Origin of the sequence: Kitasatospora mediocidica KCTC 9733 (assembly GCF_000744225.1) — a bacterium.
In the GTDB taxonomy this organism is placed as follows: Bacteria; Actinomycetota; Actinomycetes; order Streptomycetales; family Streptomycetaceae; genus Kitasatospora; species Kitasatospora mediocidica.
The window spans coordinates 823,775-839,984 of record NZ_JQLN01000006.1; the positions used below are offsets into that span (position 1 = coordinate 823,775).

The 16,210-nt window shown below is 70.1% G+C and carries 17 protein-coding genes; 9 read left to right on the forward strand and 8 right to left on the reverse strand.

The features are described from left to right. The first annotated feature begins 123 nt into the window (after positions 1–123). From BS80_RS30015 to BS80_RS30030, 4 genes are all read left to right on the forward strand, one after another. Positions 124–1,044, forward strand: coding sequence for an SDR family NAD(P)-dependent oxidoreductase (locus BS80_RS30015; RefSeq protein WP_035803936.1), 921 nt, complete (start codon positions 124–126; stop codon positions 1,042–1,044). A gap of 97 nt (positions 1,045–1,141) precedes the next feature. Beyond that, on the forward strand, positions 1,142–1,993 hold the full coding sequence (locus tag BS80_RS30020; RefSeq protein ID WP_035803938.1) for an IS5 family transposase: 852 nt from the start codon (positions 1,142–1,144) through the stop codon (positions 1,991–1,993). Positions 1,994–2,464: 471 nt separating this feature from the next. Continuing rightward, complete coding sequence (locus BS80_RS30025; RefSeq protein ID WP_035803939.1) at positions 2,465–2,875, forward strand: SHOCT domain-containing protein; 411 nt, start codon at positions 2,465–2,467, stop codon at positions 2,873–2,875. Positions 2,876–2,920: 45 nt separating this feature from the next. Then, entirely contained in the window at positions 2,921–3,160 is a 240-nt protein-coding gene (locus BS80_RS30030; RefSeq protein WP_083975575.1) for an amphi-Trp domain-containing protein, read from the forward strand. An 18-nt stretch (positions 3,161–3,178) separates the two neighbouring features. Here BS80_RS30030 and BS80_RS38240 read toward each other — a convergent pair whose 3' ends face one another. Both BS80_RS38240 and BS80_RS30040 read right to left on the reverse strand, forming a co-directional pair. Further along, a complete protein-coding gene (locus tag BS80_RS38240; protein ID WP_051967366.1) occupies positions 3,179–4,141 on the reverse strand; it encodes a hypothetical protein in 963 nt (320 codons plus the stop codon). A gap of 8 nt (positions 4,142–4,149) precedes the next feature. Then, on the reverse strand, positions 4,150–4,437 hold the full coding sequence (locus tag BS80_RS30040) for a hypothetical protein (protein WP_035803941.1): 288 nt from the start codon (positions 4,435–4,437) through the stop codon (positions 4,150–4,152). A gap of 328 nt (positions 4,438–4,765) precedes the next feature. On the opposite strand from BS80_RS30040, the gene BS80_RS30045 reads away from it, so the two are divergent. The 3 genes from BS80_RS30045 (at position 4,766) to BS80_RS30055 (ending at position 6,885) form a co-directional block, all read left to right on the forward strand. Beyond that, positions 4,766–5,425, forward strand: coding sequence for a hypothetical protein (locus tag BS80_RS30045; RefSeq protein WP_157536676.1), 660 nt, complete (start codon positions 4,766–4,768; stop codon positions 5,423–5,425). 66 nt (positions 5,426–5,491) lie between these two features. Continuing rightward, positions 5,492–6,358: a YhjD/YihY/BrkB family envelope integrity protein gene (locus tag BS80_RS30050; protein ID WP_232246696.1), complete on the forward strand. Its 867-nt coding sequence runs from the start codon at positions 5,492–5,494 to the stop codon at positions 6,356–6,358. Positions 6,359–6,552: 194 nt separating this feature from the next. Then, on the forward strand, positions 6,553–6,885 hold the full coding sequence (locus BS80_RS30055; protein ID WP_035803943.1) for a hypothetical protein: 333 nt from the start codon (positions 6,553–6,555) through the stop codon (positions 6,883–6,885). Positions 6,886–6,961: 76 nt separating this feature from the next. Here BS80_RS30055 and BS80_RS30060 read toward each other — a convergent pair whose 3' ends face one another. Continuing rightward, on the reverse strand, positions 6,962–7,414 hold the full coding sequence (locus tag BS80_RS30060) for an NUDIX domain-containing protein (RefSeq protein WP_232246697.1): 453 nt from the start codon (positions 7,412–7,414) through the stop codon (positions 6,962–6,964). 320 nt (positions 7,415–7,734) lie between these two features. Here BS80_RS30060 and BS80_RS30065 point away from each other — a divergent pair, with 320 nt between their 5' ends. Beyond that, a complete protein-coding gene (locus tag BS80_RS30065; protein ID WP_035803944.1) occupies positions 7,735–8,001 on the forward strand; it encodes a hypothetical protein in 267 nt (88 codons plus the stop codon). Between the two features lie 163 nt (positions 8,002–8,164). On the opposite strand, the gene BS80_RS30070 is transcribed toward BS80_RS30065, so the two are convergent. The 4 genes from BS80_RS30070 to BS80_RS30085 form a co-directional block, all read right to left on the reverse strand. Then, positions 8,165–10,342 (reverse strand): TerD family protein, encoded by a 2,178-nt coding sequence (locus BS80_RS30070; protein WP_035803945.1) that lies wholly within the window; start codon positions 10,340–10,342, stop codon positions 8,165–8,167. A 234-nt stretch (positions 10,343–10,576) separates the two neighbouring features. Next, the gene (locus BS80_RS30075; protein ID WP_035803946.1) at positions 10,577–10,837 is read right to left on the reverse strand and encodes a hypothetical protein; all 261 of its coding nucleotides are present in this window, start codon (positions 10,835–10,837) and stop codon (positions 10,577–10,579) included. Positions 10,838–11,225: 388 nt separating this feature from the next. Beyond that, the gene (locus BS80_RS38245; RefSeq protein WP_051967368.1) at positions 11,226–11,804 is read right to left on the reverse strand and encodes a DUF4328 domain-containing protein; all 579 of its coding nucleotides are present in this window, start codon (positions 11,802–11,804) and stop codon (positions 11,226–11,228) included. Positions 11,805–12,373: 569 nt separating this feature from the next. Continuing rightward, positions 12,374–12,985 carry an SMI1/KNR4 family protein gene (locus BS80_RS30085; RefSeq protein WP_035803947.1) on the reverse strand — a complete coding sequence of 204 codons (612 nt, stop codon included), beginning with the start codon at positions 12,983–12,985 and terminating at the stop codon, positions 12,374–12,376. Between the two features lie 314 nt (positions 12,986–13,299). Here BS80_RS30085 and BS80_RS30090 point away from each other — a divergent pair, with 314 nt between their 5' ends. Further along, complete coding sequence (locus tag BS80_RS30090) at positions 13,300–14,787, forward strand: NF041680 family putative transposase (RefSeq protein WP_035804344.1); 1,488 nt, start codon at positions 13,300–13,302, stop codon at positions 14,785–14,787. On the opposite strand, the gene BS80_RS30095 is transcribed toward BS80_RS30090, so the two are convergent. Beyond that, positions 14,772–16,049, reverse strand: coding sequence for a Fic family protein (locus BS80_RS30095; protein ID WP_232246698.1), 1,278 nt, complete (start codon positions 16,047–16,049; stop codon positions 14,772–14,774). The two genes, BS80_RS30090 and BS80_RS30095, sit on opposite strands and share 16 nt — an antisense overlap. Between the last annotated feature and the right edge of the window lie 161 nt (positions 16,050–16,210).

Below are 16,210 nucleotides of genomic sequence, written 5' to 3' on the forward strand. Positions count from 1 at the left end.
GGTCAGACTGAGTTGCACAACCCACTTTGAGGGCCGCGTGACTCGTCAACGCAGCACCGGCCCCGCGAATCAGCATGAGCCGTCCAACCTGAGCAGCCCCGCAGAAGATGAGAGGCAATCCCGATGAGCACACTCCCGGGAAAGACCGTGATGATTACGGGCGCCAACGTCGGGATCGGCAAGGACGTGGCCCGGCAACTGGCTCTGCGACCGGAGACGGCCCGCATCTACCTGGCTTGCCGCAACCCAGACCGGGCGACAACGGCGAAAGCCGAGCTCGAAGCCGTCACCGGGCGGCGCATCTTCGACATCGTCGTCATGGATGTCGCCGATCTGGGCTCGGTGCGAGCCGGCCTTGCCGCCGTCGACGGAACCGTCGACGCGTTGGTCATGAACGCCGGCGTCATCGGCCCGCGGTCGATGGAGTTGACCGCTGACGGGGTCACCAACGTCTTCGCGACGAATGTTCTCGGCCACGTCGTCCTCCTCGAAGGACTCCTGGCCGAGGGGCGGCTCGGCGAGGTCGCGGTCCTCGCCGGGAGCGAAGCAGCCAGGGGACTTCCGATGCTGCGGATGAAGCGGCCGTCCTTCGCCTCAACCTCTGCCGATGAACTCGCCACCGTCATCGACGGCAGGTACTTCGCCGACGGAAAGACCGACTTCAACCTCGCCTTCGGGCAGGCCAAGTACATCGGGGCCCTATGGATGGCCTACCTGGCCCGCCAGCACCCCGACCGCCGCTTCATCACCGTGAGCCCCGGCGCCACCACCGGCACCCAAGCCTCCAACGACATCGCCCTACCGCTGCGTCTGGCGTCCAAGTACGTCCTGCCCGCCCTGGGGATCTCCCACAAGCTCGAGGTCGGCGCGAAACGACTGGTCGACGGCGTCACCGACCCGACCCTGTCCAGCGGCGTGTTCTACGCCAGCGCGGCCAACAAGCTGAAGGGCCCCCTGGTCGACCAAGCGGACATCTTCCCCGACTTGGCCAACCCGTCGTTTCAGGACCACGCCAACGAGGCCATCCACCGCTTCATCGTGTAGAGCGTCGGCCAGTAGGCCAGAACGGAGAGGATGGCACGACGGAGACGGGTTTGATGATCATGGAGTTGCCTACGCTATGTGACCATCTGGGGGGTTCGTGTCCGTCGTGCCCGCGTCCATCATCGACCCGAGCCGTGAGGAGTTCCTGGGGCTGTTCCCTGCCCGGCCCGATTCGCACCCGTTGGGGTGCGACAACCCGCGGATCGCGGACGCGGTCGTGTTCGACCGGCTTGTCCTGGCGTTGGTCTCGGGGATGAGCTACGAGCGGGTCGCTGACCGGGCCTGTTCGGCGACCACGATCCGCCGGCGGCGGGACGAGTGGATCGAGGCCGGTGTCATCGGCCACCTGCTTCTCGCGGTGCTGCGAGCGTACGACCAGATAGTGGGCCTGGAACTCGAGGATCTGGCCGCGGACGGGTGCATCACCAAGGCACCCTCGGGCGGCCAGTGCGCGGGGAAGTCTCCGGTGGACCGGGGCAAGCAGGGCACGAAGCGGTCCCAGCTGACCGACGGTCACGGGATACCCGTGGTCACGGTGCCCGCCGCCGCGAACACTCGCGACCACACGCTGCTCCCCGAAACCCTCGACGAGTTCACCGAGTTGACAGAACGCCTGGACCACGCACCGCAGAACCCGGCGCTAAGCCTGGATGCCGGCTACGACTACCAGCCCGTCCACACCGCCCTGGCCGAACGCGAGATCAGGCCACGAATCAGCAAGCGCGGCACGAAGACGCCGATCCAGGCCGACGGCCGCTGGGTGGTCGAGCACACAAACTCGTGGATGAACAACTTCGGCAAGTTTCGCCGCAACACCGAGCGGCGACGCGCATGCACCGAGTTCTTCCTTGCTCTGGCCACGGCCATCATCACCGTCCGTAGCCTGATCCGACGAGCCTGGTACACCCACCGGTGGGACACCCGCCCGCGCAGCCCCCGCATCCGATAGCCCAGGTCAACGCCTACTGGCGGACGCTCTAAGCGCTGCGACAGCGGGCCGCACCGCGCGCCGACGATCATCGCCTGAACGCTCTGGCCAGGTGGATTCGAGCGGTACAGGGTCCGGGCCCTGCGCACTGACCTCGCCGCCTGGCCGAGCTGAGGAGTCCCGGAGCGGCGCCCCCGTCGAGACCACCGCAGCCGAGCGATCGAGACGTTCATGACGGAGCCGTCGAGCAGCATCAGGAACTGCCCGGCCCCAGCGTCAGCAGGACGAGACCTGGCGCGGTCGAATTCTCAGGGGCTGCCATGGGCGCCATGCTCCGAGCGCGCCCGGGGGCGCGGACCGGCGACCCGCCACGCCGGTCAGTCGAATGGCGGCGCGGCAGGAAAGCCTACCGGCGGGGTGATGCACGCCTCGGGATTCCGGGGCATGGTGGATTCAGGGAGCGTTCTACGACTGCGACCGACGGAGAAAACCATGAACAACACGGTGAGTCTGGCATCGGATTACCCGATGCTGAACCTGTTCTGGACCATGGCGATCTTCTTCCTCTGGGTGCTCTGGTTCATGCTGCTGTTCCGGGTCTTCGGCGACATCTTCCGAGATCACACCTTGAAGGGGTGGGGCAAGGCGGGCTGGTCGATCTTCGTCGTCGTCCTGCCCTTCCTCGGCGTCTTCGTGTACCTGATCGTGCGGGGCAGCGGGATGCAGGAACGCGACGTCCGTCAGATGAAGCGCAACGAGCAGCAGTTCCAGGAGTACGTCCGCTCCGCCGCCGACACGGGTGGCGGGCACGCCGACGCACTGGCACGGCTGGCCGAGCTCAGGAAGAGCGGCGACCTCACGGACGAGGAGTACGCCCAGGCCAAGGCGAAGGTCCTTGCTTGAGCGACCTGTCCGGCACGGTAGGACCCGATGACATTGGAGGCGGTCGTGAAGGACCTCAAATTCGAGCAGAAGAGCTCACTCTCGCGTCTTGAGGCCGCCGACCGCCTGTCGGCGCTCGCGGACGCGCTGAGGCACGGCGGCAACGCCGAACTGGACTTCGGTCCCGGGACGCTGAGCCTGCGGATCCCCGAGGAACTGCGCAGCGAGGTCGAGATCGAGGTCGGCGACGGGGAGATCGAACTCGAGATCGAGCTGAAGTGGCCGACCGGACAGGTCGAGTCGTAGCCGCCGGGCCCTGCTCGGTCAGCGCCGCCGGCGGTACCAGACAGCAGCGGCGACACCGGAGGCGACGAACAGGATGAGCATGGCCATGAGCCAGTGGCTCGTGAAGAGGCGCAGGTCCGCTACCAGGACCACCAGCACGGTTCCGACCGACACCACGCCGACGACCAGCGTGCGTACCGCCACCAGCACCGCACCCGGACGCACCGCGAAGCGCCGCTCGGCCGCCGGTGCCGCTTGCTGCTGATGGTCCAGCGCGAAGTACGCGGCGCCCCGTTCGGCCAGCTGGCCGGTCGCCCGCCGGTACATCTCACCGCAGGCCGGAACCCAGATGAGGGGCAGCACCAGCCCCACGAGGACCAGTACGCCGATGCCGATCCACCCGGCGGCCCGGCGTAGTCGCCCGCGCGGCTGGTCCTCGGGGGCCACCAGACCCAGCAGGTACGCCTGCCGTCTGACCGTGCTCCACCACCCGGCCCGGTCACCGGCCTCGACGTCACCTGCTTCGACGGGACTGCTCGAAGCCGCTCGCAGGGCCGCCTCGGCCGTGACGACATCGCCGTACACGCCCTGGACCACCAGCAGGTCGGCCGCCAGCGCCGGGTCGCGCGGGTCGCGACCGGCCAGTGCGGCCAGTTCGAGGATCATCCGCAGCTGGGCCAGCAGCGCCGCGCAGAAGGCGATCGGCAGCAGCAGCATGAACGGCCCGCCGAGGAAGGACCCTTCCACGACCGACCGCTGGACCCCGCCGCGGACCACCCGAGCGGCCGGCTCGGGAGCGTGCTCCGGCGCCTCGGCATGTCGTTCGCGAAGGTCCGACACGGTCGTGGCCGCGCGCTCGCCGAGGAACTCGACGGCGAACACGGCCATCAGCTCCGGCATGTGCCGGGGATCGGCCCGCACGGCGGCGAGCAGCCTGCGCGTCGAGCCGGCCCTGCCCGACTCCGCTCGGTCCGGTTCCACCCGGTCGTCCTCGTCTCTCATGGGCCGCCTCACCCGTTGGCCGGCCACAGACGTGCCCAGGCGTAGAGCACCACGGCGCCGACGGGTGCGGCGAGCGCGAGCAGTGCCCCGGCCACCCGCACCACGCCGTGGTGCGACAGTGCCCACCAGATCCCGGCCGCCGCGACCGCCGGACCGGCCACCCCGCTGGCGAGGATCAGCAGGCCGCCGCGTCCGCTCACGACCAGCAGCGCCACCGGCGAGCCCAGCGGGCAGAGCAGCACCAGCCGGGTCGGCAGACGGCTGCGCGCGGGCGCGTGGGAATCGGTCGATGCCACTCCCGCTCCCTCCGATTCGCCCAGGTGGCCGCCGGGCGCCTGCTCCAGCGGCCGCCCGCAATGCCAGGATCCGTGCCATCGGCCGCTCCGGCACGCCGCGGCAGGCATCAGGGACTGGTGCGGTCCGCCGATCGCATGCAACCCCGTGTGCGGATCCGGTCGCCCTGGGTGTCAATGGAGGCGAGCGGTGTCCTGCCGCATGTCATCCCTGGAGCGCCATGAGCACGCCCGAGCCGTCCGAAAGAACACCCGCGCCCGACTCGACACCCGCCGCGCGGCACCGCGCTCATCGCGAGCCGGCCCGATCGCGATGAGCGCGGTGCCGGTCGTGTTCGTCACACTCACCTGCATCCTGGTGCCGCTGTCCCTGCTGGCCACCCGGACCGCCGTCTCGATCGACAACGCCCGGCTCTGCACGCGGGAGCGGGACGCATCCAGGGTCCGTCGGCAGGCCCTGGACGAGGCGCACCCCACCGCCGTGGTCCGTGCGCTCAGCGGCCGCGGCCGGGGTGCGGTGGAGGGCGGCACTGGCACCGTCACCCTCGACGTCGGCACCGCCGTGGACACGGTCAAGCAGGACCTGGTGAGTGCCGGCCTCACTCCGGCCGACAAGATCCCCCAGGTCGAGAGGCAGCTGGTGCTCTTCCAGTCGGACAAGCTCGCCAAGATCCAGGGCGCAGCCCACCTCCTCGACGTCCTCGGGAACTGGGTGCCGATCTTCACGGTGGTGCTCGGCGCGATCGGGGTGCCGCTCGCCCGCCGGCGCCGCCGCGCGCTGGTCACGACCGGGCTGGGCGCGGCCGCAGCCTGCCTGGTGCTCGGGCTGGTGCTCGCGCTGTGGAGCTGTCCGACGGTGCTGACCGTGCCGCTCCTGGTGCTCACCCTGCTCATCCTGCTCATCCTGCTCGCCGTGCCCGCGCTGCTGGCCGCGAGCGGCCGGGTGACCGAGCAGCACGAGGCGGCCGCGGGCCAGGACACGGGGGAGTAGCAGATCAACCGAGAGCGCCTGGTCAGGAACCTCACGTTCTGGCTGCGTCCGGCATTCGCGCTCCGCGTGGTCAACCGCTTCCAGCGGATCGCGGGCTTCGACCGGTCGATGGCACTGGCCTCCAGCATGCTGACGGCGATGATCCCACTCGCGATCGTCTACGGCTCCGTGCTGGCCCGCTTCGGGGGCAGTGACGTGGCTCAGCGCATCATCGACCGCTACGGCCTGACGGGCAGTGGGGCCGATGCGGTCAGGCACATCTTCTCCTCGGTCACCGACACGAGTACCGGTGTGCTCGGCGCCCTGTTCCTGACGATCTCCATGCTGAGCTTCGCGCGGGCGGTCCAGCGGCTCTTCGAGCAGACCTGGCAGCTCAAGCCGCTGAGTGTGCGCAACACCGCGAACGACCTGCGATGGGCGCTCGCGTTCATGCTCTACGTGCCGGTGAGCGGCTGGCTTCTCGGCTTCGTGGGCCGCGGGCGCCTCGGGTTCTGGACATACCTGGTGGAGGTGCCGCTGACCGGGATCTTCCTCGTCTGGGGCGGGTGGATCCTCTCCGCGAGGCGGGTCGTCTTGCGGGACCTCGTACCGTTCGGCGTCATCGCGGCCGCGATGACGACGGTCTACTCGGTGGGCGCGAAGCTCTACCTGCCGCGCCTGTTCAACTCCTACGCCGCGCGCTACGGCGCGGTGGGTGTGGTGTTCGCGATGCTCTCGGCGTTCTTCGTGGTCGTTCTGATCATCGTGGGGTCGGCGGCGCTCGGCCGGGAGGTGCGGGACGAGACGGCCCGCATCCGCCAAGGGCAGCGGCCGCCCGACAACGAGGTTCGCCGCGAATGGGACAACGTGGTCGGCCAGATGCGCGAGCGCTGGCAGGCCGGCCGGGGAAGGATCTCCCGGCTACGCTCGGCCAGGAAGTCGAAGCGGCCCTGAGCCGTGTCCGCCGAACGGCAGCAGCGGCTCCCTGCCCGCCGCGTCCGTGATCGCCACGGTTGGCTCAGTGGCACCGCGCCGGCGGTGATCGGTATCGGGGCCGGGACGCTGTGGGTGGCGGCCCGGCCGTCGCTTCGAACGCTGGGCCCGCGTGTTCGCGCGCGGGTGGGCGCCCACGTGGAGGCCGCCGTGTTGTGTCCCCGGCCGGGCACTCAGCGCGTGTTCGGCCGCCTGTCCTGCCCTGTTGTCGCCACCCCCAGGCCGACACCTGGCCCCGCTCCGTCAAGGCCACCGTCGTCGACACCGCCAACCGCGCGGTCGCCGAGCTGTCCCTGCTCGCCGGCGCCAGCGGCTTCCAGGCCCACTCCACCCTGGCCAAGGCCCGCGCCGACCTCGGCGGCCTCCTCTACGCCGACGGCATCCACGACTCCCCGCTCCGCTCGGCCGGCCGCACCCTCACCACCCTGGCCCGCATCCCAGCCCCGCGCACCGCCGAGCACGAACCCGCACACGCGCCCGTCGCCTGACCCGCGATCCGACGAACACCCAGGCCCGGCCCCCGAATGCTTGGAGACCGGGCCTCGGCGTTCGCGCGGGGAGGGTTCAGTCCAGCGTCGCCACGCCGTTCTCCAAGTAGACGGTCGTCCCGTCCCCCCGGGCCTGCGCGCATGCCTCCGCCCGCCGCGCGAGCAGCGGGATCAGCCGCTCATGCACCTGCTCCACCGGTACGAACTCCATCGCCCTCAGCTCCTCGGCCTGCAGCCGGATCTGCGCCACGTCCTCGGGGGTGAGCACACCGCCGTCGAACACCGTGATGACGCCCTCGCTGCGGCCCGGCTGCGGACCCACCCAGTCCATCCCCAGCAGCCGTCCCACCGGCCGCGACAGCTCCAGCTCCTCCTTGACCTCCCGCACCGCGCCGGCCTTCGGGGACTCGTCCCACTCCACCCCGCCCCCCGGGATCTCCCACGGCTCCTTGTAGACCGGATCAACCAGCAGGACCCGCCCCTCGGCGTCGAAGAACAGCACCCCGGCGGCCGATCTCCTACGCGGCAACCCCCGGTCGTACTCCGACAGCTGCGCCAGAGGACCGGCATCACGCGCAGTAGTAGCACTCATGCCGCCTGAGCCTAGGGCGCCCCCGACGACCCGAGAGGTGAAGCGCGCCTCTGCAGCCAACCCAGGACAAAACTCTGATAAGAGGTCAGAACCATCCTCTTCCACCGAGCGGCAGACGTGCCGGTCGGGGTGCTGCCTTGGGCAGGGCGGGGGCACGGGGCGACGCCTACGTCGCTTCCTCGCGCTGCTGGCGATCCGGTGCATAGGGTTGTCGTTCGCTGGCCGCGGTGTCGGTGGAGGCTGGGATCCTGTCGGGCATGGACGACGAGGCGTTGCTGCGGGGCCGGGTCTACGGTGCGGATCACGACGACGAGACCGGCCCGCGCGAGGGGCACGTGTACCGGGAGCTGGTGGCCGGCCCGCTCGACGGACTGCTGCTCGACGTCTCGGGCTGGAGCGAGGAGGAGTTGGCCAGCGGTGCGGCACTGAGCACTGAGATCGGCATCCACGGCTCCGGTGGACGGGCCTGTTACGGACCGGACGCCGATCCGCGGCGGTGGCAGTGGCAGGGCGACGTCCCGTAGCCGCTGGCCTCCCCTGGCAGAGAGCCGACCGGGGGAGACGACGACGCCGGGGTGCTGTTCGGCACCCCGGCGTCATGTCGAGGGCGAGGAAAGCGGAGGGACTAATCGCAAGTGAGTTGAGAAGGAAGTCCGTCCATGGCCTCGCCGGGACCAAAGCTAGCAGTTACCCGGGGATCAGCGCGCGCAGATTCTCCGGGGTGACGATCACGGAGTCCGGGTGCAGTCCCTCCGGACGCTGCAGGCCGATGTACGTGACCGGGCCGTCCGGGACGGTCGTGCCGTCCCACAGTGTGGTGGCGGTGGCGCGCGGACCCATCAGCTCCGTGAGGTGCCGGACCGTGAGGTGGTCGCGCTCGACGACGCCGCGCACCAGCGTGGCGACCGACACCCGGTTCCCCTCGACCTGGTTGGAGTTCGGGTTGCCCCGCAGGTACAGGTGCAGCCACTTGGCGCGCCAGCGGCCGTCGCGCCCACGCAGGAACGCCAGCGGCAGCGCGACCCTGCCCGGACCGCGCAGCTCGGACTTCATCCGCACGGTGCGCGCCTCGAAGGGGCGGCCCACCTGCTCCGCGTCGCGCAGCATGAAGCCGAAGAACGACTCCTCGACCTCGTCGAACCCCTCCCCCGAGTAGATGTTGACCTGCGGGACGATGAAGCTGCCGCGCACCACGTCCAACCGCAGGTTGATGAACTCCGAGGCGCCGTCGGGCGCGGCCGTGATGTCACCGGAGTGCTCGCCCCCAACTGCCTGCAGGGCGGTGTACGACAGCCAGGTGAGGGTCTGGTACCCGGCGTCCAGCAGCAGCGCCGACAGGTCGAAGTCGGTGGTGCTGCTGCTCTCCTTCCAGTAGACGAAGAACCGCAGCAGTTCGCCGTCGACCGGGGAGAGCGAGCCTCGGGGCAGCACGCCGAAGCCGCCGGACGTCGCCCTGCCGCTGAGCGGGAGCGCGACGTCCAGGACGTCCGGGTCGATCAGCAGGTGCCCCGGCTCCGGCAGGCGGCGGCCCGTCTCGGCGTCCAGCACGGCGATCAGGCGCCCCCGCTCGGGCGCCGGCACGGGCGGGCGGGTGTCGTCGGCGACCCAGGCGCTGCCCAGACGGTTGACGAAGACGCGGCGCGCGCCGGACCCGGTCTGCGCCGCGCGGTTCTGCAGGTGCTCGCGGACCGACAGCAGCACCCGGCCGGCGACCTGCGGGGCGACCTGCTCGGCGGCGGCCACCACGGCGTCGCGCTCGTCCTGCGTGGAGCACGCGCGCAGCAGGCGGTCCAGCGAGCGGAACAGCCTGCCCGGCGCGGCTGTCAGCAGCCGCACGGCCCCGGTGACGTCGCCGGCACCGAGCAGTTCCTCGACGCGACTGTCGAAGGACCTGGCCTCCTGGTCACCACGCGCCACCGCGAAGACCTCGGCGGCGTGCGGCCGGCGCGGGTACTCGTGCGGGTGGAGCCGCTCGCCGAGACGCTTGAACGCCTCGCGGTGCGCGTTGACGTCGGCGAGCTTGCCGGGGGCCGCCGCGACCACCGCGTCCAGGCCTGCCAGCAGGGCGCGGCGCACCGGTCGGGACAGCGGCCGGAACCGGGTCGGCTCCAGCAGGCTCACGTCACCGTCCGACAGCGCGCAGGCCAGGCGCAGCACGTCGGTCACGGTGTCCAGCAGGAGGTCCGCGCCGGCCTCCAGGCGGGCGACGTTGACGACGGCGCGGTTCTCCCGGACCGGGATCGCCGCGGGCTGCGGCCCGTCGACGCAGTACCCGGCCAGCGAGCGCAGGTCCGCAAGACCCTCCTCCCCCAGCGGGGTGCTGCTGCCCGCCAGGGCCAGGTACAGCGCCGTCACCTCGTCGTGCGGCCTGCCGCCCAGGTGCAGCACCGTCAGGCGGTCGCCGGCGACGGCGATCAGCTCGTCGTGCGCGGCGAGCATCTCGGCGTACGTGTGCCGGTAGTTGCCGTACGACGGGAGCGTCAGCAGGTCGACCACACCCGTACGGAGCTGGGCCACCGTGCCCGCGCGCAAGGCGCGGTCGCCGAGCGCCCCGGCGATGCACCGCATCCAGAAGTCGAACGTGTCCGGCACGTTGGCCGGGAAGTCGATGAAGTAGACGTTGTGCCGGACATGGTCACCGACCATCGCGCGCACGGTCTCCATCGCCCGCGCGGCAGTCTCGACCACCGTCTTCTCGGACAGTCCCGAGAGATGCTCCAGAAGATCCGCCGAGAGCTTGAAGCCCACGGACATCAGCGCGGCGTCGAACTGCCGTGCTGCGGAACCCCCTTGCCCGACGGGCCCGGTCGGGGCAGGGATGCGGGACGTGTGCCGGATGACCATGTGTTCGAAACGCTGGGGCATTCGCACATGCTGGCAGAACCCCGCAGGCCGACGCACCCGGGTTTGGGGAGGGGTAGCGCTCATCGTCGTCCTGGAGGACATCGATGATCCAGGACCCGATCGAGCTCGGCTGACCCTCGCTAACTCCTGAGGTGCCACGGGTGGCGCGTGCAACGCCGTCGGACTCCGCTCCACTCGAGGTTGGCGAAGGTGCAGGCCGTGCCGCTCGCTCTTCACGCCACCCTCGCCCCCGAGTCACTGGTGGGCCGCGCAATACCGGCACACATGGCACAACTCGGCTCCGGCGTCCACCAGCGCGGGTGCCTGGTCGGCGGGGATGGGACGGGAACCGGTGAGGTCAAGCCAGCAGGTGGCATTGTCGCGGTGCAGGACTAGTTTGTGGCTGGGCATCGTGATCACGAGCCACGCAACCGACTCTGGTGTCGGCGGCGTCGATGCCGTGTCCAGAGCGGCGTGCGACTCTCCGGTGATCGGCTGGACCGTGGGGTAGGGCACCCAGGTCTCCACGGTCAGGTCGGGGAGCAGGCAGGCTCGGACCGCGTACCACCATCGGCCGTCCGGTCGCCTGCTGCGGGCCGGGATGTCGACAGTGAGGTGCTGGCCGTCCGCAGTGGCGACGACAGCACGCGGGGAGGAGCCAGCAGGACACCTGCTCGAATACTAGTTCGATAGTCGCTCGCGTCCTTTGCGCACGGGCGCCCCCGCAGGCGGTCTCCACGGGTGTCGGCAGGCAAGGCAGGACCGCTGGGCTGGGGTGGACGGATCAACCGTCCGCCCGCCACGGTGCCGCAAGGCTCAGCTAGTTCAGAGAAGGCACGGACCACGACGATCCAGAGTACGGAGAAGGCCAGGAAGCGGGTGCCGCTGCCCTGCTCGGGTGAGTTCAGGCGCGCCGGCTGGCCCGCTCTCCGAGTTCTGGGATGGGGGGAAGGTTGAGGGCCTCGACCTGGTGGGAGGTGACCTGGCCGATGATCCGGATGAAGGCCACCGCCTTGACCAGCGCCAGCGCACACGCGACGAGGATGGCCACTTGGTGCAGGCTCCGGACCCCCGCCGCCGTACCGATGACGAAGGTGGCGACGCTGACGCCCCACCAGAGGTTCACGGTCCCGTTGTCCGGCAGCCCGCTCGCGCGCCGGATGTCCAGCGTGACCCGCCGCGGCAGCCAGAGCTGCACCAGTGGGATGAACCATACGCCGACCGCCCAGCTGCGGCTGCTGCGCTGGCTGCCCGGGGCGAGCACCTCGGCATTGGTCCAGCAGCGCCGGATCCAGACGCTGCGCACGATGAAGCTGGCCGCCATGGCACCCAGCGTGAGCAGGAAGAGGAGGCCCAGCACGGCTGGTGAGGGCGAGTAGAGGAAGGCCGTGTAGATCAGGACGAGACAGACGTTCGTCAGACCGGTGAGCACCTTGAGGTTGGTGGCCGGTTCCCGGGGGTCGACGGGCTGGATGGATGCCACTGGTGTTCCTCTCAACGTCATAGTCGTCGGGAGGCTATGTGTTGATCGTTTCGGCTGTCCAGCGCGATCAGTGCAGACATCGGCGCATCGCCTGGCGCAGTGCCAAGGGGATCCCTGGTCAGGTCGTTGGTGGCTGGTGTGGTCCAGCCACCTGCCCGAGAGTGAGGTCGGCCCGGACAGCTGGGAACTGTCACTCCGGTTGCGCGCAGCCGCTCGCACGCCCCGCCCGACGCCTCCACGCCCGGGTTCGGCACCGCCCCGAGCAGAACACGGTGCCCGCAGGCCGCTCCAGGCCCACTGTCCACGAGAGCCCGCACTCCGGGCACACCGCTGTGCGACCCGCCCGGATCGCGGCCACCTTGACACCCGTACGGCGCACGGAACGCCAATGCGCCGACCGACACCGCGCCGAACAGAACACCGCCCCCGCCCGAGCCCCCGTGCTTAGCCGATCACCGCACGCCGGGCACGACCGCACCAGATCACCGGTCACCCGGCCAGCGTAGAACGGGCACGCCCCTTGCAGTTGACGTGGCGACATTCACAGTCAGTCGACGTGCTCGCGTCCGTCACATGCCGCGGTGTGGGCCGTGCGTCGGCGTGGGGCGGTCGTCGGGTGACATCGGAAGCGGCTCCAGGAGCACCGGGCCGGGGTAGAAGGCGGAGCTATTCGAGCCGACCATGTCCTCACCGATCAGGTAGCGGTAGAGCCACTCGGCGAAGCTCATCCGGTACTCGTACCAGGAGCCGTCGTGCTCGACCGCGCAGATCCGTCGTCCCGTCCCGTCAGGCAGCGGGGCCAAGAAGATGTACTCACCCCGATCGGTACTGGTGAGCGGGATCAGGCCGTCCTTCGTACCGAACGTCACCTCGCTCAGGCCGAGGACGGCGCGGGCGTTCTCCTCCGGCTCCAGCCAGTCCTCGCGCTCCCAGTCGAGCTCGGCCCAGGCTCGGGAGGTCTCGCGGATCTCCTTCCCGAGGTTCCAGCGCTCGGTGGCCGGGTGCTTGAGGTAGAGGTGCCCGTTGACCTGCATCGGAGCATAGGCGTCGATCACCGCCTTGTAGTCCTCGGGAAGCTTGGTGCCGAGCTCGGCCTCCAAGCCGGCCCACGCCTCTGGATTGGCGAACCGATCGCCGCCAGGGCCGAGCATGGCGAAGACCTCAGCGAGATAGTCGCGCACCGGCTCTCCTCATCAGATTCAGGGCATTGGACGCCGCACCGCCGCCACCGCGAATGCCGTGGCCTCGAGAGGGTAACCGGAAGGAACGACATCACGGCCTGCACGAATGTGCAGTACGCACTCACACCATCGCCTGGCTCACCCTCGCATGGCATGAGCGCTTCAGGCACAGGCTCTCAGCTTGACGTTTAACGTCCGGCTTCGAACAGACAGCCCTTTTGATCACTCGTGCGGGTGTTTCTGGGACGGCGGTACGCCCGTCGCGTGATCCTGGCACTCGACCATGAGAAGTAGGATTCAACGCGAAGGCCGTGCTGGTGAGTTTGGTGGAGCAGGGCGAGCCGGTCGCAGACCTGGCACGCTTCCGGGGAGTCTTCTACGACTGTCTGACCGGGCGGCGCGACGCACTGTTCGAACTGGCCGACGCGGTGCTGTGCACCGACGGGCCGGTGAAGACGCTGGTGGATCTGGCGCTGGCGCCTGAGCACCGGCGCGGTCACGGCTCCCTGTACGGCGCGCTGAACAAGGGTCGCCTGGACGCCGACCGGCTCCGGGCCGAGCTGGCTGGCCTGCCGCTACCGCGCGTCGGTGGCCGCCTGGTGCTCGCCGTCGACGTCTCACCGTGGCTGCGGCCGGACGCTGCCACCTGCCCGGACCGCTCGTTCTGCCACACCTACGGCCGCGGCGACGCCAAGCACCAGATGATCCCGGGCTGGCCGTACTCCTTCGTCGTCGCATTGGAGAGCGGCCGCACCTCCTGGACGGCGATCCTCGACGTCGTGCGGCTGGAGCCCGGCGCCGATCTTGCCGCCGTCACCGCCACCCAACTCCGGGACGTAGTAGTCCGGTTGATCGCCGCAGAGCAGTGGAGGGCGGGTGATCCGGAGGTGCTGGTCGTCATGGATGCCGGCTACGACGCCCCGCGCATCGCCCACCTGCTGGCCGACCTACCGGTGCAGATCCTCGGCCGGCTCCGCTCGGACCGGGTGATGCGCCGACCGGCACCGACCCGCGCGGAGTTCGCCGCGGCCAACCCAGCCGGGGGCCGACTACCCAAGCACGGTGGCGAGTTCGTCTTCGGCGACCCGGCCACCTGGGGCAACGAGCAGGTGGTGACCACCACCGTCACCCGCCGCTACGGTATCGCCGTTGCCCGGGCCTGGGACCGGCTCCACCCCCGTCTCACGAAACGGGCAGCCTGGCTGGACCATGACGGGCCGCTGCCGGTCATCGAGGGCACAGTCATCCGGCTGGCCGTTGAGAAGCTACCCAGCGGCGGGGTCAACCGGCCGGTCTGGCTCTGGTGGTCGGGCACCGACGCCGATCCAGCCGATGTGGACCGCTGTTGGCAGGTGTTCCTGCGAAGGTTCGATCTGGAGCACACCTTCCGCCTGCTCAAGCAGACCCTCGGCTGGACCCGGCCCCGCCTGCGCGACTCCGCGGCGGCCGACCGCTGGACCTGGCTGGTGATCGCCGCCCACACCCAGCTCCGTCTCGCCCGACCGCTCGTCGCGGACCTCCGCCGCCCGTGGGAACGACCGGCGGAACCGAACAAGCTCACCCCCGCCCGCGTCCGACGCGGGTTCAGGAACCTGCACACGAAGGCCCCCTCACCAGCACAAGCGCCGAAACCCACCCGCCCCGGCCCCGGCCGACCGCCCGGCTCGAAGAACCAACGATCCGCCGCCCGCCACGAGGTGGGCAGAGTCCTGGCCACTGGCGAGGCGTACGCCCGGCCCGCCCACCACAAGAAGGGCACCAAACCACGACGAACCGCTACAAACGGTCAACCGTCAAGCTGAGCGACAGAGGCACGGCTCTGCTCAAGGTGGAACTTGACGGAACCGCACAGGCCCAGGGCGTCCTGCGGGTCGTCGGCCCGGTGACTGAACCGACGGATGAGCAGCACTGAGTCGAGGGTGACGCCTTCGCGGGCCAGCACGAACAGCAGGGTGAGCAGGGCAGCGCGGGCGTTGCCGTCGTCGAACGGGTGGAAGAAGCAGACGTCCAGATGTGCGCGGGCCGCCCTGGCGGCGAGCGAGAGCCGGCCGTCGGTGGCCTGTGCCAAGCAGGTGTCGAGGCGGGCGCGGGTGTCGGGGCCGATCCCGTAGCGCTCGGCACCGCCCTTGGCGAAGGCGGGGTGGGTGCGCAGCAGCGGCAGCTCAGGGGTGCCAAGTACGTGCTGCTGCCAGCCGCGTATCAACTCGAAGTCGAGTGCGGCGCCTCGTGCGGCGTCGGCCCGTACCAGTTCGAGTGCGGCAAGCAAGCCCGCTCCGCGAGCGGCGTCCACGGCTGTGTCGAAGAAGCGGAACTCCTCGACCGCGCCATCCCGGGCGGGCACCACCGGTCCGTCGTCCGTACTGACCTCGTGTTCCGGCCACGGCACGGTCTCGCGCACCACCAGCCAGCGCGCCAAGTGGTCCGGGAACTCGCCGGGCTCAGGCGACCAGCGGGTGTCCTCAGGTCGCAAGGGGCCGACGAGCCGCTCCGCGATGTCATCAGCCAGGACGGTGTCCGGCGCGGTCCAACTCTTGAACCGGCCCCCGACCGCCTGACCTACCAGGTTCTTGGCCGTCTCCGGGGCGACACCCCAGTAGGTGAGGAACCAACCCAGGACCTGCTGGCAGTGCCCGTGCCAGCCACTTTCGGCACCTGTCCAGTCCGCCACCTGCAGGATCACGTTGCGGGCGGCGCTCTCCCACAAGACACGGTCGGCCGTCACGGTCTCCGGGTCTAGCGGGTAGGCCTCGAACCACTCCACGAGACGCTCCAGCCAGTCACGCCACTCGCACAGCGCCGCCACGACCCGGTCGAGGGTCTGCTGCGGGGTGGCGATCGAGTGCGAGCCGCAACACCAGCTCCCGATCGGCCCTCCGTCAATGTCTCCCTCGCCGTGCGACCAGCGCCATCCTGCCGCCCACGGGCCGTAGTGCTCGACCAGCGCATGCGTCATGGCGTCGGACCAGGGCTTGGCCACCTCGTGAGCCCAGTTGACCCTGGTCAGGTCGATGTCCGGATCCGTCCGGGAGGGCACCCGCCTCGCCGGGCCCAAGGACTGGACCACCTGCGCCACCGTATCGGGGTCGAAGGGATGGCTGGCGGGATCGACATCGTCCCAGGACAGGTCTCTGGGGTAAGGCACTCTGGACACCCGGCCAGGGTGCACGGAGACCGGCGGTGCGTGCAACGGCATTTCCCCGGCTGAGTCAACGAGGAATGCGACTC